27 protein-coding genes and 1 tRNA gene are annotated in these 23,221 nt (G+C 63.5%); 13 read left to right on the top strand and 15 right to left on the bottom strand.

The window, feature by feature from the left end:
* Window positions 1–12 precede the first annotated feature (12 nt).
* Genes E5673_RS20160 through E5673_RS08500 form a run of 4 tightly spaced genes read left to right on the top strand, consistent with a single transcriptional unit; the run spans window position 13 to window position 3,841 of the window.
* On the top strand, window positions 13–147 hold the full coding sequence (locus E5673_RS20160; protein WP_258191373.1) for a hypothetical protein: 135 nt from the start codon (window positions 13–15) through the stop codon (window positions 145–147).
* Window positions 131–1,966, top strand: a complete 1,836-nt coding sequence (locus E5673_RS08490) for a hypothetical protein (RefSeq protein ID WP_136189657.1) — start codon at window positions 131–133, stop codon at window positions 1,964–1,966. The genes E5673_RS20160 and E5673_RS08490 overlap by 17 nt, the downstream gene beginning before the upstream one ends.
* On the top strand, window positions 1,963–2,862 hold the full coding sequence (locus E5673_RS08495; RefSeq protein WP_281727890.1) for a tyrosine-type recombinase/integrase: 900 nt from the start codon (window positions 1,963–1,965) through the stop codon (window positions 2,860–2,862). Before E5673_RS08490 ends, E5673_RS08495 begins: the two co-directional genes overlap by 4 nt.
* Before the next feature lie 31 nt (window positions 2,863–2,893).
* Entirely contained in the window at window positions 2,894–3,841 is a 948-nt protein-coding gene (locus tag E5673_RS08500) for an acetyl-CoA carboxylase carboxyltransferase subunit alpha (RefSeq protein ID WP_136189658.1), read from the top strand.
* 100 nt (window positions 3,842–3,941) lie between these two features.
* Here E5673_RS08500 and E5673_RS08505 read toward each other — a convergent pair whose 3' ends face one another.
* Both E5673_RS08505 and E5673_RS08510 read right to left on the bottom strand, forming a co-directional pair.
* Entirely contained in the window at window positions 3,942–4,115 is a 174-nt protein-coding gene (locus tag E5673_RS08505) for a Flp family type IVb pilin (RefSeq protein WP_056063336.1), read from the bottom strand.
* A gap of 126 nt (window positions 4,116–4,241) precedes the next feature.
* The gene (locus E5673_RS08510; protein WP_136189659.1) at window positions 4,242–4,445 is read right to left on the bottom strand and encodes a Flp family type IVb pilin; all 204 of its coding nucleotides are present in this window, start codon (window positions 4,443–4,445) and stop codon (window positions 4,242–4,244) included.
* A gap of 31 nt (window positions 4,446–4,476) precedes the next feature.
* Between E5673_RS08510 and E5673_RS08515 the strand changes: the two genes are divergently transcribed.
* The gene (locus E5673_RS08515; protein ID WP_136189660.1) at window positions 4,477–4,914 is read left to right on the top strand and encodes a (deoxy)nucleoside triphosphate pyrophosphohydrolase; all 438 of its coding nucleotides are present in this window, start codon (window positions 4,477–4,479) and stop codon (window positions 4,912–4,914) included.
* Window positions 4,915–5,291: 377 nt separating this feature from the next.
* Here E5673_RS08515 and E5673_RS08520 read toward each other — a convergent pair whose 3' ends face one another.
* Window positions 5,292–5,615 (bottom strand): hypothetical protein, encoded by a 324-nt coding sequence (locus E5673_RS08520; RefSeq protein WP_136189661.1) that lies wholly within the window; start codon window positions 5,613–5,615, stop codon window positions 5,292–5,294.
* Between the two features lie 273 nt (window positions 5,616–5,888).
* On the opposite strand from E5673_RS08520, the gene E5673_RS08525 reads away from it, so the two are divergent.
* From E5673_RS08525 to E5673_RS08540, 4 genes are all read left to right on the top strand, one after another.
* The gene (locus tag E5673_RS08525; RefSeq protein WP_136189662.1) at window positions 5,889–6,293 is read left to right on the top strand and encodes a BLUF domain-containing protein; all 405 of its coding nucleotides are present in this window, start codon (window positions 5,889–5,891) and stop codon (window positions 6,291–6,293) included.
* 139 nt (window positions 6,294–6,432) lie between these two features.
* On the top strand, window positions 6,433–6,624 hold the full coding sequence (locus E5673_RS08530; RefSeq protein WP_136189663.1) for a hypothetical protein: 192 nt from the start codon (window positions 6,433–6,435) through the stop codon (window positions 6,622–6,624).
* Window positions 6,624–6,851 carry a hypothetical protein gene (locus tag E5673_RS08535; protein ID WP_136189664.1) on the top strand — a complete coding sequence of 76 codons (228 nt, stop codon included), beginning with the start codon at window positions 6,624–6,626 and terminating at the stop codon, window positions 6,849–6,851. Before E5673_RS08530 ends, E5673_RS08535 begins: the two co-directional genes overlap by 1 nt.
* Window positions 6,852–7,047: 196 nt before the next feature.
* Window positions 7,048–7,284 (top strand): hypothetical protein, encoded by a 237-nt coding sequence (locus E5673_RS08540; RefSeq protein ID WP_136189665.1) that lies wholly within the window; start codon window positions 7,048–7,050, stop codon window positions 7,282–7,284.
* A gap of 205 nt (window positions 7,285–7,489) precedes the next feature.
* Here the strand turns inward: E5673_RS08540 and E5673_RS08545 are convergent, their stop codons facing one another.
* From E5673_RS08545 to E5673_RS08605, 12 genes are all read right to left on the bottom strand, one after another.
* Window positions 7,490–8,008: a general stress protein gene (locus E5673_RS08545; protein ID WP_136189666.1), complete on the bottom strand. Its 519-nt coding sequence runs from the start codon at window positions 8,006–8,008 to the stop codon at window positions 7,490–7,492.
* A 619-nt stretch (window positions 8,009–8,627) separates the two neighbouring features.
* Window positions 8,628–8,701, bottom strand: a tRNA-Cys gene (locus E5673_RS08550).
* A gap of 94 nt (window positions 8,702–8,795) precedes the next feature.
* The gene (locus E5673_RS08555; RefSeq protein ID WP_136189667.1) at window positions 8,796–9,803 is read right to left on the bottom strand and encodes a tyrosine-type recombinase/integrase; all 1,008 of its coding nucleotides are present in this window, start codon (window positions 9,801–9,803) and stop codon (window positions 8,796–8,798) included.
* Window positions 9,796–10,059: a hypothetical protein gene (locus tag E5673_RS08560; RefSeq protein WP_136189668.1), complete on the bottom strand. Its 264-nt coding sequence runs from the start codon at window positions 10,057–10,059 to the stop codon at window positions 9,796–9,798. Before E5673_RS08560 ends, E5673_RS08555 begins: the two co-directional genes overlap by 8 nt.
* Window positions 10,052–10,657 carry a hypothetical protein gene (locus tag E5673_RS08565; protein ID WP_136189669.1) on the bottom strand — a complete coding sequence of 202 codons (606 nt, stop codon included), beginning with the start codon at window positions 10,655–10,657 and terminating at the stop codon, window positions 10,052–10,054. Before E5673_RS08565 ends, E5673_RS08560 begins: the two co-directional genes overlap by 8 nt.
* A gap of 173 nt (window positions 10,658–10,830) precedes the next feature.
* Entirely contained in the window at window positions 10,831–11,115 is a 285-nt protein-coding gene (locus E5673_RS08570) for a hypothetical protein (RefSeq protein WP_136189670.1), read from the bottom strand.
* Between the two features lie 334 nt (window positions 11,116–11,449).
* Complete coding sequence (locus tag E5673_RS08575; protein ID WP_136189671.1) at window positions 11,450–11,920, bottom strand: HK97-gp10 family putative phage morphogenesis protein; 471 nt, start codon at window positions 11,918–11,920, stop codon at window positions 11,450–11,452.
* The gene (locus tag E5673_RS08580) at window positions 11,917–14,415 is read right to left on the bottom strand and encodes a tape measure protein (RefSeq protein ID WP_136189672.1); all 2,499 of its coding nucleotides are present in this window, start codon (window positions 14,413–14,415) and stop codon (window positions 11,917–11,919) included. The genes E5673_RS08575 and E5673_RS08580 overlap by 4 nt, the downstream gene beginning before the upstream one ends.
* A gap of 3 nt (window positions 14,416–14,418) precedes the next feature.
* On the bottom strand, window positions 14,419–14,760 hold the full coding sequence (locus E5673_RS08585) for a hypothetical protein (RefSeq protein WP_136189673.1): 342 nt from the start codon (window positions 14,758–14,760) through the stop codon (window positions 14,419–14,421).
* Window positions 14,761–14,922: 162 nt separating this feature from the next.
* The gene (locus tag E5673_RS08590) at window positions 14,923–17,154 is read right to left on the bottom strand and encodes a prohead protease/major capsid protein fusion protein (RefSeq protein ID WP_136189674.1); all 2,232 of its coding nucleotides are present in this window, start codon (window positions 17,152–17,154) and stop codon (window positions 14,923–14,925) included.
* Between the two features lie 456 nt (window positions 17,155–17,610).
* The gene (locus E5673_RS08600; protein WP_136189676.1) at window positions 17,611–17,820 is read right to left on the bottom strand and encodes a hypothetical protein; all 210 of its coding nucleotides are present in this window, start codon (window positions 17,818–17,820) and stop codon (window positions 17,611–17,613) included.
* Complete coding sequence (locus tag E5673_RS08605; protein ID WP_136189677.1) at window positions 17,817–18,320, bottom strand: hypothetical protein; 504 nt, start codon at window positions 18,318–18,320, stop codon at window positions 17,817–17,819. The genes E5673_RS08600 and E5673_RS08605 overlap by 4 nt, the downstream gene beginning before the upstream one ends.
* 715 nt (window positions 18,321–19,035) lie before the next feature.
* On the opposite strand from E5673_RS08605, the gene E5673_RS08610 reads away from it, so the two are divergent.
* The 4 genes from E5673_RS08610 to E5673_RS08625 all read left to right on the top strand — a co-directional run bounded on the left by E5673_RS08610 (window position 19,036) and on the right by E5673_RS08625 (window position 23,203).
* Window positions 19,036–20,058 (top strand): AraC family transcriptional regulator, encoded by a 1,023-nt coding sequence (locus E5673_RS08610; RefSeq protein WP_136189678.1) that lies wholly within the window; start codon window positions 19,036–19,038, stop codon window positions 20,056–20,058.
* Window positions 20,059–20,398: 340 nt separating this feature from the next.
* Entirely contained in the window at window positions 20,399–21,052 is a 654-nt protein-coding gene (locus E5673_RS08615; RefSeq protein ID WP_056063358.1) for a protein-L-isoaspartate O-methyltransferase, read from the top strand.
* Between the two features lie 10 nt (window positions 21,053–21,062).
* The gene (locus E5673_RS08620; RefSeq protein ID WP_136189679.1) at window positions 21,063–22,592 is read left to right on the top strand and encodes a TolC family outer membrane protein; all 1,530 of its coding nucleotides are present in this window, start codon (window positions 21,063–21,065) and stop codon (window positions 22,590–22,592) included.
* A 35-nt stretch (window positions 22,593–22,627) separates the two neighbouring features.
* Window positions 22,628–23,203 (top strand): DUF2497 domain-containing protein, encoded by a 576-nt coding sequence (locus E5673_RS08625; protein WP_210731825.1) that lies wholly within the window; start codon window positions 22,628–22,630, stop codon window positions 23,201–23,203.
* The last annotated feature ends 18 nt before the right edge of the window (window positions 23,204–23,221 follow it).

Below are 23,221 nucleotides of genomic sequence, written 5' to 3' on the forward strand. Positions count from 1 at the left end.
AGGTTACGTCGTATGTCCCGTTTCATCGTCTCGGTCGTCGTCGTTCTTGTGGTCGTGGTCGGCGGCCTGTTCCTGCTGGCAGGGCGCGCGACCGAGCGTCCGCAGAGCCACGTCGAAAAGGCCGTGACGCTTGCGAACCTCTCTTAAGGCATCCTTAGCGGCGGCGGTTGCCGTCGGAGCCTTGGTCGCGCTGGCACCCGCAACCGGCCAGGATCGCCCCGAATCGATCCTGCCGCCGGGGTTCGGCGAACCGACGCCCGCTCCTGCACCACGACCAGCGCCGCCTGCCGGTACGCAGCCGACCCGTCCGACCGATCCCGCGCAACCGACCGCTCCGGTTCCGGCACCCGTACAGCCAGGCGCGATGATCCAGCCTTTGCCGCCGACGACGCCGGGCGACGCGCCGCTGGTGCCCCCTGTCGCGACGCCTGCTCCGGTCGATCCGGCGGTGCTCGCGCAGTACGAGATGCCGGCGTCCGCGCGGCGCTCGCTTGCGACGGTCGGCCCGGTCACGGCGAGCGAAGGCGGGCTTGATACCGATGCGTTCGGTGAGGCGGACGGCCAATATGTCGAGACGCTGATGCGCCGCCTGAGTGCGCCGTTGCCGTCGCGCTGGATGTCGATCCTGTTGCGGCGCGCGCTGGTGTCGCATGTCGATACGCCAAGCCGTACCAACGGCGCCGACTTCGCCGCCGAGCGCGCGTGGCTGTTGCTGCGGATGGGCGAATCGGTCGCCGCGCGTGCGGTTGCGCAGAACGTCGACACCGACAACTACACGCCGAAACTCTATCAGGTCGCGATGAACACCGCGCTGGCGACCGGCGATCCGGCGGGCCTGTGTCCGCTGGTGACGGGTGCGATGCGCTTTGCCCCAGCGCGGGGCTGGACGATGGCGCAGGCGATGTGTGCCGGGCTGTCGGGCAATCCCGCTCAGGCCAGCCCGCTGATCGCGACCGCCAAGCGCCGCAATGTCGCCAGCGGTGTCGACCTGCTGCTCGCCCAGAAGGTAGTCGGCGCCGGTGCGCAGGGGCGTCAGGCCGTGACGATCGAATGGGACGGCGTCGACCGGCTGACCGCGTGGCGGTTCGGGCTCGCGATGGCGACCGGCGTCACCGTGCCGGACGAGCTGTACGGTACGGCGGGGCCGCAGGTGAAATATTGGCAGGCGCTGTCGCCCTCCGTCGCGCTCGGCGATCGACTGGCCCCGGCTGAGGCTGCCGCGGGGCAGGGGGTGCTGTCCAGCGCCGCGCTCGTCGATCTCTACGCTGCGGCTGCGACCGACGACGATACGCAGAGTGGCGCGACCGCGACCGCCAACGATCTCCAGACGGCCTATGCCGACCGCAACCCTGATTCGCGGCTAACCGCGCTGCGTCAGCTGTGGGGCGGGGCGAACGCGCGTCCGAGCTATGCGCGGCTCGTGCTGACCGCGCGGGCGGCGTCCCGGTTGAACCCCAATCTCGCCAAAGCCGACGCCGATCGTCTGGTTGCATCGATGCTGTCCGCCGGACTCGATCGCACCGCGGCGCGCTGGCTAAGCTCGGTGCCCGCCGGCAGCGACGCCTGGGCGATGATAATGCTCAGCGATCCCGACGCGTATCGCCGCCTCAGCTATTCCGACCTTGCGTCCTATACCGGTGGCGAAGGCGACTCGGCGTTGAAGCAGCGCATGTTGTTCGCAGGGTTGGCAGGCCTCGGTCGCCTCAACCAGGGCGATATCGAACGTGCGGCACAGTCGCTCGGCGTTCGGATCGGCGCGGACAATGCCTGGACCCGCGCGCTAGATCGCGCGGCGCGGGACGGCCAGGCCGGGACCGTCGTCCTGCTCGCGGCGGTCGGCATGCAGGCGGGGAGTTGGAAGGACATCCCCCCGGAAGCACTGTACCGTATCGTCGGCGCGTTGCGCGGCGTCGGTCTCGACGGCGAAGCGCGGATGATCGCGGCCGAGGCGATCGCGCGCGCGTGAGCCACGCCAGCGATCGCGCGCTGATCGATCGGTTCCTGGAAATGATGACCGCGGAGGTGGGTGCTGCGGCGAACACGGTGGCGGCCTATCGCAGCGACCTGACGCTTGCCTCGCAGGCGCTGGAAGGCGGATTGGCCGACGCGGATGCCGACGCGTTGGCCAAGCTGGCGAGCGGGTGGTCTGCCTTGTCCCGCTCGACTGTGGGCCGGAAGTCCGCCTCGCTCCGCCGCTTCTTCGCGTTCCTCGCCGACGAAGGCCATCGTGCCGACGATCCCGGCAAGGCGCTCCCGCGGCCGGGAACAGTACGCACCTTGCCCAAAATCCTCAGCCACGCCGACGTCGACCGGCTCTTCGCCGCGATCGCCGAGCGCGCCGCACGCGATCCGCTCGACCCCAACGACCTGCGCCTTTCCGCCTTGTTCGAGCTTCTCTACGGCTCCGGCCTGCGCGCGACCGAACTCGTCAGCCTGCCGCGCAACGCGGTCCATCCCGACCGCCCGTTCCTGATCCTGCGCGGCAAGGGCGGACGCGAGCGGCTCGTCCCCATCTCCGACCGAGCGCGCGCCGCCGTCGCCATCTGGCGCACCCACGTCGCGGCGGATCGCTTGTGGCTGTTCCCCTCGGGCAAAGGCCATCTCTCGCGCATCCGCCTGTATCAACTTGTGAAGGCGATCGCCGCCGAGGCAGGCATCCCCCCCGACCGCGTCAGCCCGCACGTCCTGCGCCACGCCTTCGCCACGCATCTGCTCGCCGGTGGTGCGGACCTGCGCGCGCTGCAATCGATGCTCGGCCATGCCGACATCGCCACCACGGAAATCTACACGCACGTCGATTCGAGCCGCCTCGTCGAACTCGTCAACACGCGTCACCCGCTCGCGGATATGCCGCCGCGTTGACGCGAGCGATCCCGCGCCGTAACCGCCGCTGATGCCAAGCTTCCTCGACTTCGAGAAACCGATCGCCGAACTCCAGGGCCGGATCGACGAACTCCGCGACACCGCCGCCGAAGGCAGCGTCGACCTTGCCACCGACATCGCCCGCTTGCAGGCGAAGTCCGACAAGCTGTTGAAGGACACGTTCGCACGCCTGACCCCGTGGCAGAAGACGCAGGTCGCGCGCCATCCCGAGCGTCCGCACTTCAAGGATTACGTCGCCGCGCTGTTCGACGAGTTCGTCCCGCTCGCGGGCGACCGAGCCTTCGGCGACGACCAGGCGATCATCGGCGGCTTCGCAACGTTCCGTGGGCGTAAGATCATGGTGCTCGGCCACGAGAAGGGTGACGACACCGCGAGCCGCCTCCGCCACAATTTCGGCATGGGCAAGCCCGAGGGGTACCGCAAGGCGATCCGTCTGGTCGAACTCGCCGACCGATTCGGCCTGCCGATCGTCACGTTGGTCGACACTTCCGGCGCGTTCCCCGGCATCCAGGCCGAAGAGCGTGGCCAGGCCGAGGCGATCGCGCGCTCGACCGAAGCCTGCCTCAACGCCGGCGTCCCGATCGTCTCGGCGATCGTCGGTGAAGGCGGCTCGGGCGGCGCGGTCGCGCTCGCCGCGGGCAACCGCGTGCTGATGTTCGAACACGCGGTCTATTCGGTGATCAGCCCGGAAGGCTGCGCGTCGATCCTGTGGCGCACCGCCGACAAGGCCCCCGAGGCCGCCGAAGCGATGCGTATCACTGCGCAAGACCTGAAGTCGTTCGGCGTGATCGACGACATCGTCCCCGAGCCGCTGGGTGGCGCGCACCGCGACCGTGCAGCCGCGATCGAGTCGCTCGCCGACGCTCTGTCGTCTGCGCTCAGGGACCTCGCGCCGCTCACGCCGAGCGAACTTCGCAAGGACCGCCAAGCCAAGTTCCTCAAGATGGGCCGTCTCTGAGCCACGCAGAAAGGGCGGCGGAACCGAGGTTCCGCCGCCCTTTGAACTCGCAAGTCGTGCTGGAGAGCGGTCGCGCATGCGCCGCTCTCCAGCGCGATGATTACGTGGTCGAGGTGTTCAGCTTGGTCGAGACGTTGTTGAACGTCTTGGTCAGGCTGGTGCCCAGGCCCTGCATCGCGGCGATCGCGGCAACGGCGATCAGCGCGGCGATCAGGCCGTATTCGATTGCGGTCGCACCCTTGGAATTCTTGAAAAACTTGCGGATCGTCTTCATTCCGGTCTCCATCGTTTCGATTGCGTCTGTGTCACCCGGCTGCACCGGACGGACCGGATCAGCGATTTGAGAGATACAAGTGGTTTGTTGAGAAAGGTTTAAGGCGGCCGCCGTTTCTTGTTCGGCTCAGTGCGCGTTGGCGACCTTGCTATTGACGTTGCCCCACATGCCCGTCGTCGTATCGGCGAGCGCGGTGAGGCCGGCGATCATTGCGATCACGACCAGCGCAATGATGAGCCCGTATTCGATCGCAGTCGCACCCCGGTTTTCACGCAGCACGCGCGCGATCGTTCGGATGACGGCATGCGTCGCGACGGATATAGGGCTCATGGATGCGGTCTAATCGCGGGGAAATTAAGGAATGACCAACGATCCGTCCGTATCGGGACCGATCCCGGCCGCGCCGTTGCTGCTTGTCGTAGCGGCCGCGCTCGTCGATCTCGAAGGCCGCGTGCTCTTGCAGCAACGTCCGGAAGGCAAGTCGCTCGCGGGTCTGTGGGAGTTCCCCGGCGGCAAGGTCGAGCCTGGCGAGACCCCCGAGGCGGCGTTGATCCGCGAGCTCGAGGAGGAGTTGGCGATCACCGTGCCGCACGCCTGCCTCGCGCCCGCCACGTTCGCCAGCGCGCCGCTCGGCGATCGCCATTTGCTGTTGTTGCTCTACATCACGCGCAAATGGACCGGCGTGCCGCGGGCGCTCGAAGCCACCGCACTACGCTGGGTGAGGCCGAACGAGATGCACGCGCTGCCGATGCCGCCCGCCGATCGTCCATTGATCGGCCTCTTGGATGCACTGATCTGATTGTGTCGTGCCTTCGATAAGGGGATCCGCCGCAACGCGTTCAGATGTCTCGAACAATGCGCCCGACATGCCCGTCCGTTGGTTGATGCGCGGGTATGTCGGCTCGTCCTAATCTTTGGCTCGTCACCAAGGCGGGTCGGCATACTCCGAGTTCAAAAAAGCGCTTGATCCCGGACGCTTGCAGGCGCATGAAATCCGAGCCGGCTACGTCCCAAGACCGTATCCGGCCATCCGGACTGCGGCTCGCGCGCGTTATTCCCTTTTCTCGAGCGAGCCGTTTCCGTCGATGACGGAACACCGATCTCGAACGATCCGGCTCCATGCATCTACTTCGGTCCAACCACCACGGTGCACCGTCGGATTCGACACCCGCGTTCTTACCGAACGGTCTGATCTCGTCGGACCATGGGGCGCAATCTCACGCCCAGGCTGATGACCAGGGGCCAGAATATGGTGTTGCCGATATCCGAAAGCGTGTCGGCCCAGCGCATGCCGTAGTTGAGGTAGTCGAGCGTCTCGTTGCCAAGTTCCGCCAGGACGACGACCAGCAAGGGGATGAGCGTCCCCAACGACCGGCCGCTGACGAGCCGCATCAGCATGAGGATGATAAGCCCGGCATGGATATGGAGGATCGCATCGGGCAGGCCAGTGCCGTCTCCGATCCAGAGAATAACCGAATGATACAGCGCGGGAATATTCATCGCCGGGCAACAGCCGAGATCGGCATCAAAAGCAAGGATGAGGCCGTGCGACGTATTACCTCAAGACTGGCGTGATACCGAAAAACAGCCATTCGCGCCGTGGTCGATACTCGATTTCTGTCGGCAGCGACCATGTCCGGTGGGTCGGATGACGGTGCGGGGGGCGGTGCTTCTACGGGCAAATGCGCTGACCTGTCCCGATCACACGGCTGCAATTCCTGTTTAATTTGACGTTTAGATTCGGCGGTTACGTCGGACTCGAAGGAGTTCGCGTTGATACGTCTCATCTACATCAGTACCGCCCGCTCCGTGCTGTCGAAGGCCGAGCTCGAGGGTGTGCTGCGCGCGTCGCGGCGTAACAATGCGGCTGTCGGCGTGACGGGCTTGTTGGTTGTCGGCGGACGTCGGTTCCTGCAGGCGCTCGAAGGACCGGCGGATGCTGTTGTGCAGACATACGACCGCATCAAGGCCGACGGACGCCACTTCGCCGCCGTGACACTCGACAACCGCCCGATTGCCGAGCGCAGCTTTCCTGACTGGGCAATGGGTCATCAGCCTAGCAGACCCTTGCGCGGCGACGGTGCGGTTGCAGACGACGTGGCTAGGCTGATCGCGCCGATCGCCGATCCCACCATGCACGCATATTTTGCGGAGTTCGCCAAGAAGCACGCCGCCTGACGCGCCCGATGCCGGCGGTTCAGGGCTGCACCGGCGGCGCCAAGCCATCGATCTCTCAACCTGCGTTATCTACGATCCTTGGTCATGACGTGGCTCCGTACCGTCTGTTGTGCGTTTGAGCGCAACGAAGGAGACTGACATGGTAGCGAGAGAGAAGATCACGGACGGTGCGAACGAGCGCGCCATCGACGAACCGATTGCCGGCACGGCTCCGGGCATTCCCGATGAGGCGCTCTTGCCGGGCGAAGAACTGCCGGAGGAGCCGAAAGACGAAGAGGTAGCGCGAGTCGCGCAGAAATTAGGCGCGCCAACGCCGACGGAGGCGTCGTGATGTCCGACGACGCGACACAGACCCGGCAGCGCGAGATCGCCACGGAGCATCTGCTGTTCAAGGTCATGGAATATGTCGAAGCGCGGCACGCCGGGCTCCTCGATTTCATGGAACAGAGCCTCGACCACCTCGGTGATCCGGCGACTGACGGTACCAAGGACGACGAAGCCGTTCGCAAGATCGCAAAGGGCATGATTGTCGGCGCGCGCAAACAGGGCGTGAACTAGGCGCACATTTTGAGGGTTTGGAGATGTCGGTCGTCCATTCCGAGGACCGCATCTCCGATCGCCGCTTCCCTCCGGGCTTATCGGGTTGCCGGTTGTGGCGTGTCCCTATCTAAATCTGATCCAGTTTGATCCGTAAGAACATTGCGGGAACATCAATCCAATGCGATGAGTGTTCCAACGATTCGAGGACACGATCATGGCCGATTACGACGACGACCAGCAGGAGCCTAAGCCCGCGTTTGGCAAGTGGCTGCTGACGCAGCGCGACCGCGGCGATTGGGTCGACGGTATCGCCGAGGCGGCGCGTGCGGATCGGACTTTTCCCAAGAACGGCGATCCGGAGGCGGTGCGCGCACATTTGCGCAAGCAACAGGCCGATGGTGACGCCTTCGCCGCGATCGACGATGCCGAGAGCGATTGGATGGCCGTCTAGACGGCAATGGTCGTCATTCGGCGGTTCGGTGGGGCCGTATCAGCGGCAGTATCGGATGAGATTGTCGACACGTCAGCAGTTGCCCCGAGGGCGCAAGAATGCGTCTGGGGCAGGGTAGGATGACCGATCTATCAAGCGAAAACAGAAGGGGCGTCCCGCTATCGGAACGCCCCTTCGGCTAGATCGGTGTTGGAGACGTCGGTGATTACGCCATCGAAACCTTCGTCCGCGTGGATGTGTGCCCACCCGAGCGATAGAGGACGTCGGCGGCATCTTCAGCATTGATCCCGGCAGCGCTGGTATCGACGGAGACGAACACGCCGCCTTCATTGATGCGGCCTTCATAGTAGCTGGCATCGACGCGGCTGACACCGTGATCGGTCATAACCTTCTCCAGCCCGCCAACGGCGCCACCGAGCGCCGCGCCCGTGATCGCAGCGCCTGGGATGGCCGCGGACGCAATCGCGCCGGCGGCAACGAGGGGGCCGACTCCCGGAATGGCGAGGGCTGCGATGCCGAGCAGCGTGCCGATCCCGGCGCCGGCCGCGACCTTGCCGACGAACTCCTGCGTGTCGCCGTTACCGTCCGTGGTGGTGTTCTTGCCGTCATGCTGGGCAACGATGGAGATGGCGCTGTCGTTGATGCCGGCCGCGCGAAGCTCGGACACGGCGCGCTCGGCGTCTGCATGATTATCGAAAACCGCGGATACCAGGTTCGTGCTCATTATCAGTTCCAGTCGGGGACAGGTTGTAGATGAGCGTAGAAGCCGCATCGAAGAACTAACGTTCCGGAAATTGAGAGTTAGCGGCACGTTAACTTCGAATGAAGCGGGAAAGGTGGCCGACAAGGATCGCGTCTGTGAGTCGCACGGATAGGGCAGAGGCAATCGCCGCCCATGGGGGGTAAGGCGATTGCCGGCAGTGTGTCGAAGCCTATTGGTACCCGCCGTTTTCCTCACGCTCCTTGGCGGCGTCCTCCTGTACCTTTTCCAACTCCTCTGCCTCTTCGGCGGGGGTTGAGTCGTCGGTTTTCGGATCGTCGATCATGGTCATCTCCTTGCCAGTTCAACGCGCGGCCAAGCTTTTGGGCTCAGCCATATTGTCTGAAAGTCGCTCAGGCTGCGGCACGAACAACAAGACAGACTTTGCGGTTCATTCAGGTCGAGACGCCGCTGCGGACGACGCTCCGCTGGTGCCGCCGGTCCTGGGTGCCGAAGTCCGGGTGTCCCAAAACGACAAGGGTCGTGACGTCGCTGTCTGGACGATCGCCCCCGCCACCAGGGTGGGGGCCGGCATTTCTCGTTATGAAATCTTCGGCAGCCCAAGATCAAAACCGGCATTCACTGGAGGCCCGACCGGGAATCGAACCCGGGTGCGAGGATTTGCAGTCCTCTACGTCACCACTCCGCCATCGGGCCCCGATTGCGTGAAGGCGGCGCAAATGCGTGGTTTCTGCATCCGCGTCAACGCCCGTGTGAAGATAGTTCGCACTTTTTTGGAGAGGGTTCGCAATCACGCCCGCGCCTCCAGCTTTTCACCGGCTCGTTTCGAGGCCTTGCGTTGCTCGATATACTTCATCGCCATCTGGTAGGTCCGATGGCCCAGGACGGCCGCGATCTCCGCGATCGTGCATCCGGCCTCTTCCAGTTGCGCGGCCGCAGCATATCGGAGGCCGTGCATGGTTCGATGCGGCATTTCCTCGATCGCGAGGATCGATCGTGCGAGCGCTTGGGACAGGCTCCCAGCAGTGTAGGACTTGCCGACGATGCTCAGAGCCATCACGACGGCCTTCTTCCCCCCAGAGGCCTTCAGGCGGTCTAGGTGGTCGCGTAAGCGCGGGTGACAGTAGATATCTAGAAACTCGTCTGTCTTATCCTGCCGGACGCGGATGGTGTTACCCTTGTAGTCGTTCCACGTCATGGAGACGACATCCGACGCGCGTTGCCCGGTGTAGAGCGCCAGCAATACCGGCGTAGTGACATGCAAAGGCGCGCGAGCGAGGTACAGTTCGATTTCCTCGTCCGACCACGCCACGTAAGGATTGACCTTGTGCTTGAGCTTCTTGAGCCCCTTCACCGGGTTGAAGCCCTCCGGAACTAGCTCTGCCTCGTCGGCCCAACTGTAGAGCCGGCTAGTCATCTGCCGGATCTTGTCGGCCTTGCGCGGCGTTGCCCGATACGAATCACGGACGGCCTTGATCATCTTCCTAGTCGTCAGCGCGAAGGGCTCTTCGCCAAGCTCTTCGATAATCAGCTCGCACGTTCCGGAATAGTCATCGCGGGTAGGTTCGGCGAGCGCGCCGTACTCGGCACTGGCGAGGTATTGCCGAACCAACCACGTCCACGACGATCGCGAAGGCGCGGCCTTTGGGGTGCTTTGAGCCATCGCCAGCAGGACGGCGTACCGCGCATGAAACTCGGCATCACCGGGCGAACCGGGCAAAGGCACGTCCAGTTCTGCGCGGCGGAAACGCCAATACCGGCCCTTTGCCAAATAAGTGTATTTTAGGTTCTTACCCACGGTTTCGGCGGCGTTCCAAGAATGCGCTCTCTACGTCCTTCGCGGCGCGCCTGCCTTCGGCCGGCGTCATCGGCTGGCCTGCAACGCGATCGGCGTACAGATCGAGCGAGCGACGATCGTAGCGAACGCAGCGGCCTTGTTCGATCGGCACGATGCCGAACGAACGAAACGTGTTCTCGCTGACGCTGAGATAGGCCGCTGCGAGTTTGATGGGCATCCAGCGAGGCCAGTCGGGAAGGTCTAGTCGATCAGTCATGATTCTTCCCCCCGGACCCCGTCTCAGGGGCCAAGCTTGCCGGGGTTCCATTTGGAAGGACTTCCGCGCCGTCTTCTGCTACGTGTTCAAGAACAAAGTGTAGTTGAGACCTAATCGCGTCAGTAATCGAAACGTGCACTGCGGTTGCGGTAATTGCCAAATCGTAGAAGGGGGGAAGGTCGTTGGCATCCTTACTCGGATCAGGGGACCACATCTTACCATTCAACCGGTAGAAAAGTCCTGCGCCACCCTCCATTGGCGATATGATCAAGCGGAAGTCTAACGGATCGCCCAAATCATCAAGCGTTGGCGTCAAGCTACTACGAACGATATCTAGAAAATGCTCTAGATGCGGCTCGGCTTGCTTCGCGAATATCGCCGCAGTGCCTACAGGCATCCAAAGGCGGGTGAGGGTTTCGACAAGAGAGACGGTGAAGCGCTCTCGAAAGCTGAAGGTGAGGTGGCCTAGGCGATGCTTCTCACCAATTTTCAGGGTTCCGCGATCGATGGCATTCCGCAACTGGCGATCGTCTACGCCAGTACGGATCATGTCCCGCCAGCCCAGAACCCTCGTGTCAATCCATGCAAGTTCGCTCATCGACCAATCTCCACTCGCAACCGCCTTACTCGCGTGAGTATGGATGTCAATCGCAAGGATGGTGTCACAGAGGGGGAGGGGTGGCCCCCTTGTTACAAGGCTGCTCTCAAACTGCCGACAGTCGCGATGGCGCCGAGCGGGGAGAGAACCCCCCGGCATTGACGGAATAGGGCTCACGACGCGTTCACCGTGCGATATTCGCACGCGTTAAACGCATCGATTACAATCTCGATCGCAAAGGCCTGTTCGTTGGCAAGCCCGAGCAAATCATCGAACTCTTCCCAGTCGCCGTACTCAGCGACCGGGTTTCCGGAGCGTGTCAGGCTCTCGCGAAAGCGTTTGATGTTAGAAGCTGCGATGGAAAGTAATGTATCGACCCGCCGGCATCTTACCTTCAGCGCATCAATTTCATTTGCGACTTCGTCTGATACCAGACGGCAGAGGTTATCCTCGGACATAGTGGCTCTCACTGGTTCCGGCCTTTCACAGCCATGCCCAAGTTGCGGACTTGGTGCCGGGATGGTGAAAGCCTGCCAGTGAGACAGGTGCAGCGTTTTCCCCCCGAAAGGGTCTTGTATATCCGCCGCCATCCCGACATAAGTCGGCAATGAGCGGTGGACGCCAATCCACGCTCTTCAGCAACCTGCCCGCCAAGGCGTGTTGCTAAGGCAAGCTCCCTCGCCAAAGGGATACATTGCCTCACTGGTCCGGACTTTCACATCCACGGACCGAGATGCACAAATTAACCGTGCAGCGCAAGCCATCCTCCGCCAAGGGGATGGATTTCGCGCGTCATGAGCTTCCAGCAGCTTCTGCCTTAGCTTTCCGCTTTGCAGCCCGAGCGGCCGTTTTCGCTATGTCCGCCGCCAGTTCGGTCTGAAACGTCACTAGCACTTGCTGGCGGGATATGACCCAAGCCGGTCGGGCATGGGGCTGCGCGACCTGAAAGCGCGTTCCATACTCTTGCAGCTTACCGGCCGGGTTGGACGTGCCAGCGAACACTTCAACTTCGCTACTGCGCTCCCGGCGCGCTCTGCCCTTCTCGCGCGCGGTAAGCTTCGCAGCCGTCCCGATGACGTAGCTGTCACGCAGTGCGCCGCCCTCCGTATCGGATACCGGCGCAAGCCGCTTCACCTCGCTTAGGAACGGTCCCAGGGCTTTCACGGCAGCACGACGCATAACCGGCTTAGCCAACGATGCCTTTAGCTCCCCGAGGGCCTTGCCTAGCTCGTCCAGCCCCTCGACCTTCATCGTGAAATTCATTCGAGCGACTGCCGCGCGCGCCAAGCGTTCGCGCGCCCCGCCTCCGCCATGCCGGTTGCCATCGTAGCCTGCGCGATCGGCATGGCACCGTTCACGACGCGGCCGTCGACGATAGCGTTAAAGTAGGGCGACGGCACGATCTGCACGCGTCCGCCGCCACCGCCGCCCCGATCGCCGCGCCCGCCGTTCGGAATCACGGTTCCCGATACGCCAGGTGCGAATAGCTCCGGTCCTCGCTCGCCGACGACATACCAACTGGACGGGTCGATAGGTCCGCCCGTCGCCTTGCCACCGCCGAACGTCTGCGAGAGCAGCTTGCCGATACCGGCGAATGATCCGCCAGAACGGTTTCCAGCCGCGTCCGCAACGCCGAACAGGCTATTGGCAAGCGGCTTGATGACCGCTTGTTGAATTGCGATATCGAGCAGCGCCGCACCGATTTGCCGCCCCATGTTGGTAAATGCGTCGGACAACGAGTTTGCGCCTAAGATCGCGTCGGATAGCTCCGAATTAAGATCCTTCATCGCAGAAACGCCAATGTCCTCTACTCGCTCCGACAACGCTGAGGCGGATTGGTTCAAAGAGGATAGGTAGTTTTCAGCCGGTGTTGCATGCTGGCGTCGGGCCATATCCTCTTTATGGTCATACGTTGCATCTAAGTTTGCAAGCTTGTCCCGCGCCTTCTGCCAATCCGGATCAGTCGTTCGCGTGGTAGCGATCAAGCGTTCGAGTTCCGCTGCCTCTTGCTTCTTCTGTAGCGACAACAGTCGCAATTCACCATCCCGGCGAGACTGCGCGCTATCGGCCAAGTCTATTTGCGCACGCGTAATGTCTTGCTGAGCTTCATTTGCAGCGGAGAATAACTGATAAGTTTCGTCAGCCTTTGCGAACGAACGCGTTTGCTCGACGCTAGCGCGCCGGATTGCGAGTTCTTCATCCTTTGCAGCCATGAGGACAGCGCGTTTCGCGTCGGTCAACCGGGCATCGGTCGCAAGTTGCTTGGCGTAGGCGGCGCGATCGGCGTCGAGGCTGTCCATATCGGCGCGGTATTGAGCCTCGTAGCTGCCGGTTAGATCGGCCTGCGCCCGAAGGCCCGCCGCCCGGATCGCGGCCAGCTTCGCGGCGTAGCTTTCATCGTCTGCCGAGGTGTCGCGGCCCTTTGGCGTTTTCGCTTCCTTGGTTTTCTTCGCGACCGGCGTTGGCGATCGTACCAGCGCCGGGCGTGGCACTCGCTTGATTCCCGCCTCATTGATCGAGCCATCGGCATTCCGAGGAACGACGTAGCCCATGCCTTCCAGCCGTCGTGCCGACGCGTCGCGCCGCAGCTGCGCGGCCGATAGCTTCATGCCCGACTGGAAGCGGCCGGCGAGGTTCGATCCGTAAACCGTCGTCGTCGGCTTGCCCGCCAGCGATCGCGCCGCGTTCCCAGGTGCGTTGATGAAATTCGCGACCCCGGCCGCTGCCGCGCCAACCCGATCGAAGCTTTGCAGCATCGAGTGGATTTGGTCGGACACGCTGCGAATACGGATGCCGAGGGCGTCGAACACGGCAAAGCCACCCGTCTGTAGGGGATCAAAGACGTTGCCCAAACCGGCCATAACGGACCGGGTATCCTGCCCGAACTGTTCAGCCGATGTTGATAGGCTGGCGAATCCATCGGCACCGCGACCGATGAAATCGGCAACCATAGTCGAGAATTGCCCGCCTTGATCGAACGCGCCGAACGTCGTGACCGCCGCATTGTGAACGAGGGTCATGGCTTGGTCGAACGTCACGGGAAGCTTGCCGAACTCGGCATCGATGCCAGCCGTGAATTTCTTGTCTGTGAGCGCCCTGAACAGGACATCGCTAGTAAGCTTGCCCTCAGCCGCCAGCGCGCGCACCGCGCCCTGCGTGACGCCCATAGCGTCCGCAATGAGGCGCACGATTCGCGGCGATGCTTCGGCGATCGAATTGAACTCGTCCCCGCGAAGCGCGCCCGAGGCCAACGCCTGCCCGAACTGCAAGGTGGCGGACGCCGCAGCGTTGGCATCGGCGCCGCCAATCTTGAGAGCCTTGCCGAACGTCTCGGTAGCGCGAGCCGCGTCCGATTGCTTCGCACCAAGGGCCTCTGTAGCCCGCATGAAATTGCCGTAGAGGGCGGCTGTAGCGGTAAGACCCTCCCGAGTGACCCCGGCGATCCTTGCCACGTCCTCTTGCGCCTTGGCGAACGATCCACTGCGCGCCGTGGCTAGCTGAAGCTGCGCGTTGAGGTTCTTGGACTCATCCGCGAGGCTCAGGAACGATCGCGCGGCGACGGTGACGGACGCGGCCCCAACAGCAGCAAAGGCGGCTTTGAGCGCGTTACCGCTCGCTGCCGCCTGCCGTTGCAGACCTGAAAACCCCTTGCTGGTGTCGGCAACGGTCCGCCGGCTTCGATCCATGGCACGATCGAACTCGGCGGTATTTGCGCCGAGCGTGACGCGTAGCGAGCCGATCAGGCCGTTGCCCGCCACCGCTTAGGCCGCCTTCGCGCGAGCCGCGGCGCCGCCCATCGAGAAATTGAACTCCGCCACGATCGCCGCAGCGACGGCAGCAACCCCCACTTGATCGATGATCGCGTCGACATGCTCGGTCGTCGCCTCGTCGGCGTGATGCTTGCGGAGACCGTGCGCGAGACACGTGCGAATTGTCCGCACGTCGACGTTGTTGGCGACCTGTTCGAGGACGTGGCGGAACGGCAAATCGAATTCCGTTTCGAGATCGCAAATCCGAGCGTTACCGAGGAAGATCGTCTTGCCGGTGCCACGGATCGCGGTCCCGATCAGCTTTTCGATCTTAGTTGCAGTTGGCTTTTTCATGTCATGCCTCTCAGTGAATTGGGGAGGCTGCTGGCGGCAACGCACGGAAGTAGCGTGCCGCCAGCTTATGGCCTGCCGGAGGCCACCGCGCCGGGATGATGCCGCCTCTGGCCTAGGCGAGCGCGGTCCCGGTTGTTCGCGGATATCCGCGCTTCGCTTTCGTTATTCGATGGCCTCGCCGGGGTTCTTGTAAGCCCCACGATGGTCGACGGCGCCGGCCCCGAAATCCATGTAAACTCGAAATTTGGTTCCCAGCACGTCCCAGCCGTCCTGCATCTCGACCTTCGGGCCGGTCTGCTCGTTCAGATAGGCGTATTCGAGCGTCGGCGCCGTAAGGGGATCGCCGAACAGGAACCACGCGCGCGGATCGAGGCGCGGATCGACTGCGGGCGTGAGCTTACCAGCGAACGGATTGGCATCAGCGGAGGTGCCGGTCTGAAGTGCCGTCATCATCTGCTCAATGGTCGTCTCGTTATCGATCCCCGAAACGATGTATTTTGGAGCGGGTGCGATCGGCGTCCGCCCGTCGAGATCCTTTTGGCTCCGCATCGCCATGCGACCGGCATCGAGCGTTGCTACCGTTGGCTTACCGCCTACCGCCGCCAAATTACCGTGTGCCGCGCTGAACAACGGCAAGTTGTCGCTCAGCCTCGGATTGCTGTTGATAAGATCGGCAAGAAGGGTCGCTTCGGTTTCAGCGGCCGCGCGAGCCATGATGATCATGGGATCGCTAAAAACGCCCAAGTCGTCATTGATGATCGCCTGACGCGAGAGGGCAAAGCCCTTCGTAAACGTCTTGAGGCGGTAAGTTTCTTTACGTTCCTTGAAAGTGCCGTACTTAATCTCGCCGTCTTCGAGCGTTTCGTCCAGAGTCCCGTACCCGGAAAGCTGAATTCCGGTAAGCGCGCGGAAGTCACGTGCCGTCCGCTGACGGCTGATCTGCTTAAGTGGCGATGCCGCAGCCTGAAAGACCGTCAGTAGGAAGCGTTCGCCCGCGCCCAACAACAATTCGGGGAAATCCGACGTGGTATGCATGCCAGCCATGTCGCGCCCGAAGCTGCTGTCATGCATAAAGCTACGCTTACCACCGCCACTATTCCACGCGGCTGCATTGAGAACATCAGTGGGGTTCATGCGATGGACATCGCGAAGGCCGCGCCGCTGCGCCAGGTCGCCCGCGATCTGCACCATGCTCATATTCATGAACTCGCGAGCCGCTTCGGTCGGCGCCGTGCCACTCATCCGGGCAAACAGCGCTTCCTCGATCGCGCGTGCATGAAAGTGCGGGTTGTCGAAATTGCGTAGACCGTCGGATGCGAGCGCACGCGCCGCCTCCCCAGCGAAGCCTGAGACCCCAGTATTACCCACGCCACCGGGGATGTGGCGAACGTTGCTCGTTGCCTGTCGCTGCCGTTCGGCAACGATCGCCATCACGGCATCACGCGCTTGCCCCTCCGTCAGCGACCGCTCAGCGATCTCGAGCGCCAGATCTGCGCAAAGCTCCGATGGCAAATCCATCAGCTCACTCGCCGTCTGGGTGTACTCGCGGAGCCACGGAATCGTTGCTTGCCGGGAATAGGAGATTTCCGTCGCCGCGCCGCCCGCAGGATCGACCGACAGGGCAGGTGGTACGGGCGGCGCGGCCCGCGTGCCAGTGAAACGCGAAATCCAGTTGGTCATGGACATGAGCTTGGTTTCCTTTGTGGAAGTGGTGCGAATGAGACAGGTGTGGGAGCCGTGCGGCAGGTCGCGGACCTGAGCGCCGGCATCGAACGGGACCGGGACGAAGCTGATTTCGGTCGGCTCCCAGTCCACGGCCCGGTAAAGCGGACGTGGTTGGGCTTTCGGATCAACCTCGAATACGTGGACGGCATAGCCAACGGACAGATTGCGAATGATACCGGCCGCAATATCGGCGACGATCGGGGCGAGGTCGTCGCGGGCCGATAGCTGGATTGTGGCGATGCCTTCGCCGTTCGTCATTCTTGCCGTGCCGGGAACGACGATCCCAATCTGACCGCCTAAATCGCCCGATTGATGAGTGTTCAGGACCGGCGCACCCCGGTTGAGGCGGTCGAGGCGGACGTTGCCAGGGGCGGTCGCCAGTTCCTCGTCAACCACATCGAAGGTGTCGAAACTGAACCGCGCCCCTCGTGCACCGGTAGTCCAGACCACATCGAGCGTCCGCGCCTCGGCGTTCCAGCTTTTGGGTTGAAGCGACAGTTGCCGCGTCCCCTGCGGGGCGGTCACAAGCCGCTCAAGTTTAATAGGTGCGGGGCTTCCGGTGACCGGGAAAAGTCGCTCGACGACAGCAGCGACGGTTGCGCGGCCGGGGTTGGCGACGGTGGCATGCCCTGAAAAGGTGCGTACTCGATTGCGGGGAGCGTCTGTCATGCCGACCAATCGCCCGCGATCGGTCGAGCGTCGATTACCGTTGTGCGGCAGAATGCGGCAACAAGCGGCTGAATGTGTCATCGCGCCGATTAAGCGGCGCGCCCCGAACCCTCCATGCCTAGCTTGGCAGCCACCCTCCCGGACCGTTCCACTGCGAGGAGTTGATCCGTGCTGTAGCGGACGCGTCCGGTAGGCGTCCGAGTGTGGCCGATCCTGCCGGCGACCCGCCAAGCTCGAAGAGTGCGCGGAGCGATCCCAAGTATTCGCGCCGCTTGCTTTTCGTCAAAGTCAAAGACTCTTTCTATGATTGTCATGAGTTCACCAGTTTGCAGAGTTCAAGTTCATGAAGTTCATAATTCGGAACAGGGGTTGAACAGCGTTTACACGCGCTCAATCCACCCGCGACTGCCGTACGCCCCCGGAAGGGACCCGTTGGGGGTGGGGTCGGCTGGCCAATCAATGGCGAACCACGTCGGAGCCCGTTCGCAACTTAGTCCAGTCGCGTTCAACCTCGGCCATGATCCGCACCGCCTCGTCAGCCCCGAAGGTGCGCTGGAGGATGATGCCGCCCGCCTTCATGAGCGCTGTTACTGCGTCGGCTGGATGGTCGGTCGCGTCGACTGCGACCCGCGCAAGTTGCTCTGCCAAGGTAGCTGGCGCGGTCATCGCTCGAACAATCCCAGGACACGCTGCGCCGCCTCCGCAGGGTTCGCCCGGTCGCCATTGGCAATGATCGCGTGGCGAAGGTCGAGCAACGCCGCGAGTGCTGCGTCAAGCTTGCTCAACAGCGGGCTCGCATCCGTCGTCGTCGTTGACTGTGGTGATCCGCGAAACGGGTTCGGCAGATTATCAGCAATGTCCGGGTAAGATGCGGCGAACCCGGCATCGACATAACGAACGCCGTTGCTCTGGATACGCCGATGGCCCGCCAATTCCATCTGCTGACGAAGAGCGCTGAAGGTCATCGTCGGTTCGTCGTTCAACCTTGCCCACGCATGGTAGCTGTCCCAGAGTTCACGAGCGCGGATACGCGAGCCGCCCACGTGGCGGACAGATGACCGGTAGAAACGCTCAAACGGTGACGCGAGCGTGATCGGAAGGGGGCGTCCTTCCATGCGGAGGTCGTAAGACATGTGTGCACCTTCCATTTTAGCAAGCCAAAGCATGGCAAATAACGGCGGAATTCAGCCGTTTTTTTGATTGAGTAGTTATGAAGAAGTAGAGTTTTGGAAGTAGTGGAAAGACAAATAGGGGTAGTCTCGTGCGCACATGCGCAGGCGCGCATGCGTACGAGGGCACCCCGCAAACCTATTCCACCCATTCCAAAGCCCCGGAAATCAGCCGTTTTCGTGGTTCCAAACGTGCTTCCAACCGGAAGCCGATGTACTTCCATTCTATCGCCGGGTCCGGGTCCGAACTCAGCCTTGAGTCCGGAAGTAAACTGCGAGCCGCTCGCCAACCGGGGTGCGGGGCGGGCGGTCCCAACGGCTCGCTCGCAAGCAAACCGACGGCGAAATAGTTCGCAGTCGGTCCGTAAGTCATTGAATTTCGGTGAGCCGTAAATAGGCTGAAAAGTGCGAACTACCGCAGTTCTGTGGGACTTTGGCGAGGATTTGCAGTCCTCTACGTCACCACTCCGCCATCGGGCCCCGATTGCGTGAAGGCGGCGCAAATGCTTCGTTTTTCCGCCGCGGTCAACCGGCAGTTGCGGTCCGCAGCGGAATAATCTGGTTATCCTCGACTCGCACGTCGCCGCAGGCGGTAAGCGTCGCGCGCTACCGCCCCCCGCCTCGTCCCTGGCCTCGTATCGTGACTCGCACACGTCAGCGTCTTTGCTTAGGGTTAAGTGCAACGACGCTAATGAGTTTTGGGGGCGGGCGCTTGAAGACGGACAGGATTGCGGGCGGCACGAATACGACGGGTGTAGATGACGAGGTGTTCGCGATGCCGTCCGGCATGGCAATCCGGTATGACCGGCCCGCTGCCGCGCTCGCCGACTATATCACCGGCTATCACGTCTATCGAACCGACACGGGGAGCGAAGCGGGGCAGGTCGACTGGTTCCTGCCGGCGACCGCCAACGTGCGGATCGCGATCGATGCGGGGCCGATCGCGGTCTCGATCGGTCGGCGAACCTATGATCCGCTGCCCGTGGCGAGCCTGTTCGGGCCGACCAACCAGGCGTTGAAGGCGGTCACGCATGGCGGCGTGATGATCGGCTTCGGGATCAGCGCGCTGGGATGGGCACGATTGTTCCGGCGATCGGCCGGCGATTTCCGCAATCGCATCGTGCTGCTGGAAGACGTGCTCGGCAAGGCCTTCACACGCGATCTGGTAGCGGGCTTGCAGGGCGCGCCGGATGATGCCGCCGTCGCGCCCATCCTAGATTCGATGTTGCTCGCGCGGCTGGGGCCGCCGCATGCCGATGCGCCGCAGATCCGGCAGTTGATGGAGATACTCGCGACCGATGGCCCGACCGACATCGCGTCCGCCGCTGCACAACTCGACATACCGACGCACGCGCTGCGGCGATTGTCGGTGCGCCATTTCGGGTTTCCGCCCAAGATGCTCCTCTTGCGCGCACGGTTCCTGCGATCGTTCGTCCGGTTGATGATGGCCGGCGGCGAGGCGGATTATACGACGATCGACCGCTCCTATTTCGATGCGTCGCATTTCCTGCGCGATTCGGCGACGTTCCTGGGAATGACCCCGCGGCGTTTCATGGCGCTGACCAAGCCGTTCCTGAAGGCAAGCCTGCGAGCGCGGAACGCAGTGCTGGGATCGCCGACGCAGGTGCTGCACGACATCGAAAAGGCGCCGGCCCGCGATGCGCAGCCGCGCGACTCGACCCGCGCGACGCAACAGCGGGTCATTTCGCGGGACGGTTCCGCGATCGGGTGCTAAGGACAGGCGCAGAGGTGTTGCCGGGATTTCTCGTGCGCCCTCGACGCCCCGTTCGCGGCATCTCGGTGTCACACGGGCGGGCGGGGCGTCTCCCGGTCCCCCGCGGGCCCGCCGACGCCCCTGTGAATCGTGGCGAAATCCGACCAACCGATGCTTGGCGTTGCCGCGCCCACGCGATAACAGACGGACCATATCCGGCCGCGCGATATCGGAGCGATCCGAAACAAGTGTATTGCGTGGCTAAAACAGTTGTGCGACAGGATGCGCCATGACGACGACGACTCTCGATACACCCTCGCTCGCTGCCGATACCCATGAGATCGGCGGGACTACCGTGTCCATGGCTCCTGCAACGTTCGACACGATGCGTCACGCGATGGTGGCGAGCCAGTTGCGCACCAACGCGGTGAACGACCAGCGCGTCGTCGCGGCGATGGCACGCGTGCCACGCGAGGCATTCATGCCCGCCGACGTCCGCGCACTCGCATACCGCGACGCGACGATCCCGCTGGGACGTGGACGCTACGCCAACCTGCCGATGGCGACCGGCCGTCTGCTCACCGAAGCCTATCTGACCGCGACCGACCGCGTCCTGCTGATCGGTGCCGCGACCGGCTATACCGCGGCGGTGCTGGCCGAGATCGTCGGCTCGGTCGTCGCGGTCGAAAGCGATCCTGCCTTGCTGGCGATTGCTCGGGAGGCACTTGCCGGAACCGGTAACGTCGAACTCGTCGAGGCACCGATGCAGGACGGCCACGCTGCCGGCGCGCCTTATGACGTGCTGATCGTCGACGGGGCGATCGAGACCGTGCCCGACGCGTTGATCGCGCAGGTCAAGTCGGGTGGTCGCGTCACCGCAGGGATCGCCGAGCGCGGGCTGACCCGGCTCGCATCGGGGCGCAAGACCGATGGCGGGTTTGCGCTCTCGGCGTTCGTCGATGTCGAATGCGTGAGCCTGCCTGGCTTCGACGCCCCCAAACCCTTCCGGTTCTGAGCAGAAAACCATGGCCCGCGCCGCACTTCTCCGCAGTCTGCTCCTGAGTGTTGCGCTGACGTATAGCGCTGCACCACTCCACGCGGAGACGCTGCGAGAGGCGCTGGTCAAGGCGTACAATACCAACCCGACGATCACGGCGCAGCGCGCTACCCTGCGCGCGACCGACGAGAACGTGCCGATCGCCCGCGCGGCGGGGCTGCCGTCGGCTAACGCGACCGGCGATCTCACCGAATTCCTCGTCACCGGCCAAAACAACTTCCTCGCGCCGCCGCGTCAGGGCGTTGCGCGGGCGAACGTGTCGGTGCCGCTGTACCAGGGCGGGCAGGTCCGCAATTCGGTTGCCGCAGCGAAAACCCGTGTCGAGGGTGGCCGCGCGACGTTGCGGAGTACCGAAGCCGATTTGTTCACCAACGTCGTCGCGGCATACATGGACGTGATCCGCGACGAGGCGATCGTCGGCTTGAACACGCAGAACGTCCGCGTCCTCGACGTCAACCTCCAGGCCAGCCGCGACCGTTTCCAGGTCGGCGACCTGACCCGCACCGACGTGGCCCAGTCCGAAGCACGCCTCGCGCTTGCCCGCGCGCAGCTTCAGTCCGCACAAGCCAATCTGATATCCAGCCGCGAAAGCTATATCCAGTTGGTCGGGACGCCGCCGGGCACGCTCGACACGCCGCCGACGCTGCCGCATCTGCCGGACAGTCCGGCCTCGGCCGTGACCGTCGCGATCGACAACAACCCGGCGCTGATCGCCGCCGCCAAGGAGCGGGACGCAAGCCGCTACGATGTCGGCGTCGCCCGTGCGAGCCGGCTTCCGCAGATCAGTGCGGTCGGTGGCGCGAGCTACACCAACTATCTCGGCTCGATCGCGTCGGTGCCCAACGACGTCAACCGCATCCCCAACGCCAACAAGGCGGTGCAGGCCGGGCTGTCGTTGACGTTGCCGCTGTTCCAGGGCGGGCGCCCCGCCGCGCAGGTTCGCCAGGCCGAGGCGTACCAGTCGCGCGCGATCGAGAACGTCACCGCAGCCGAGCGCAACGTGATCGCCCAGGCGCGTTCCGCCTATGCTTTCTGGCGCTCGTCGGAACAGGTGATCCAGTCGTCCGAAACCGCGGTCAACGCCAACAAGCTCAGCCTCGAAGGCGTCCGCGCCGAAAACAGCGTCGGGACGCGCACGATCCTCGACATCCTCAACGCCGAGCAGGAATTGCTCAACAGCCAGGTCACGCTCGTGACCGCGCGGCGCGATGCGTATGTCGCGGGCTTCGCACTGCTAGCCGCGATGGGCCAGGCCGAGGCGCGCGACCTCGGGTTGGACGGCGGCGTGCTCTACGATCCGGTCGCGAACTACAACCGCGTCCGCCACAAGATCTGGGATTTCGGTGGCGACGGCGAGCCGGTGCCGGTCGCCACCCGCACTGCGCAGTCGCCCGCGCAGAACGCCACGGTCCAGGCGCAGTACGACCCGTTGCTCGATACGCCGGTTGACAGGAACCCCGCCTTGACGACAGGTAAGGACGCGCCGAGCCGCCAATAGGGGCGCGCGGGGCTACGGGGTTTGGGATGGTCCGGATGGGGGATGTCAACGGCGAGCCGTCGATGGAGGAAATCCTCTCGTCGATCAAACGCATCATCGCGGAAGAGGGCGATACGCCCGGCCGGTCGCGACGGCCTTCGCGCGCGACGTCCGCGCCGGTCGATCTGGATCCCGCCTATTTCGACGGCGACCATGACGACGACGAGATTCTCGAACTGAGCGACCCCATGCCCGATCGTACGCCGCGCCCGCCCAAGTCCCCGGTGCTCAATGCTGCCGATACCCCGCCCGAGCCACGCCACGCTGCGCCGCAAATGGCCCCCCAGATGACATCGCCAAAGCCCGCGCCGAGTGCCAAGCCGCAGCCGGCCACCGATGCCGCGGCCGAGCCGATCGTCTCGCGCCACACTGCCGCTGCAACACGCGCGCCGCTCGAGGCGTTGACGCGGATGATGGTAAAACCCGAGACAGGCAATGACGGCACGCTGGAAGGCCTGGTGCGCGAAATGCTCCGCCCGATGCTGCGCGAATGGATCGACGCCAACCTTCCCAACATGGTCGAGGACATGGTTTCGCGTGAGATCGCCAAGATCATGAACCAGCAGACCTAGGCTCTCCAGTCACGGGCG

The sequence above is a fragment of the Sphingomonas sp. PAMC26645 genome (assembly GCF_004795835.1).
Classification (GTDB): domain Bacteria; phylum Pseudomonadota; class Alphaproteobacteria; order Sphingomonadales; family Sphingomonadaceae; genus Sphingomonas.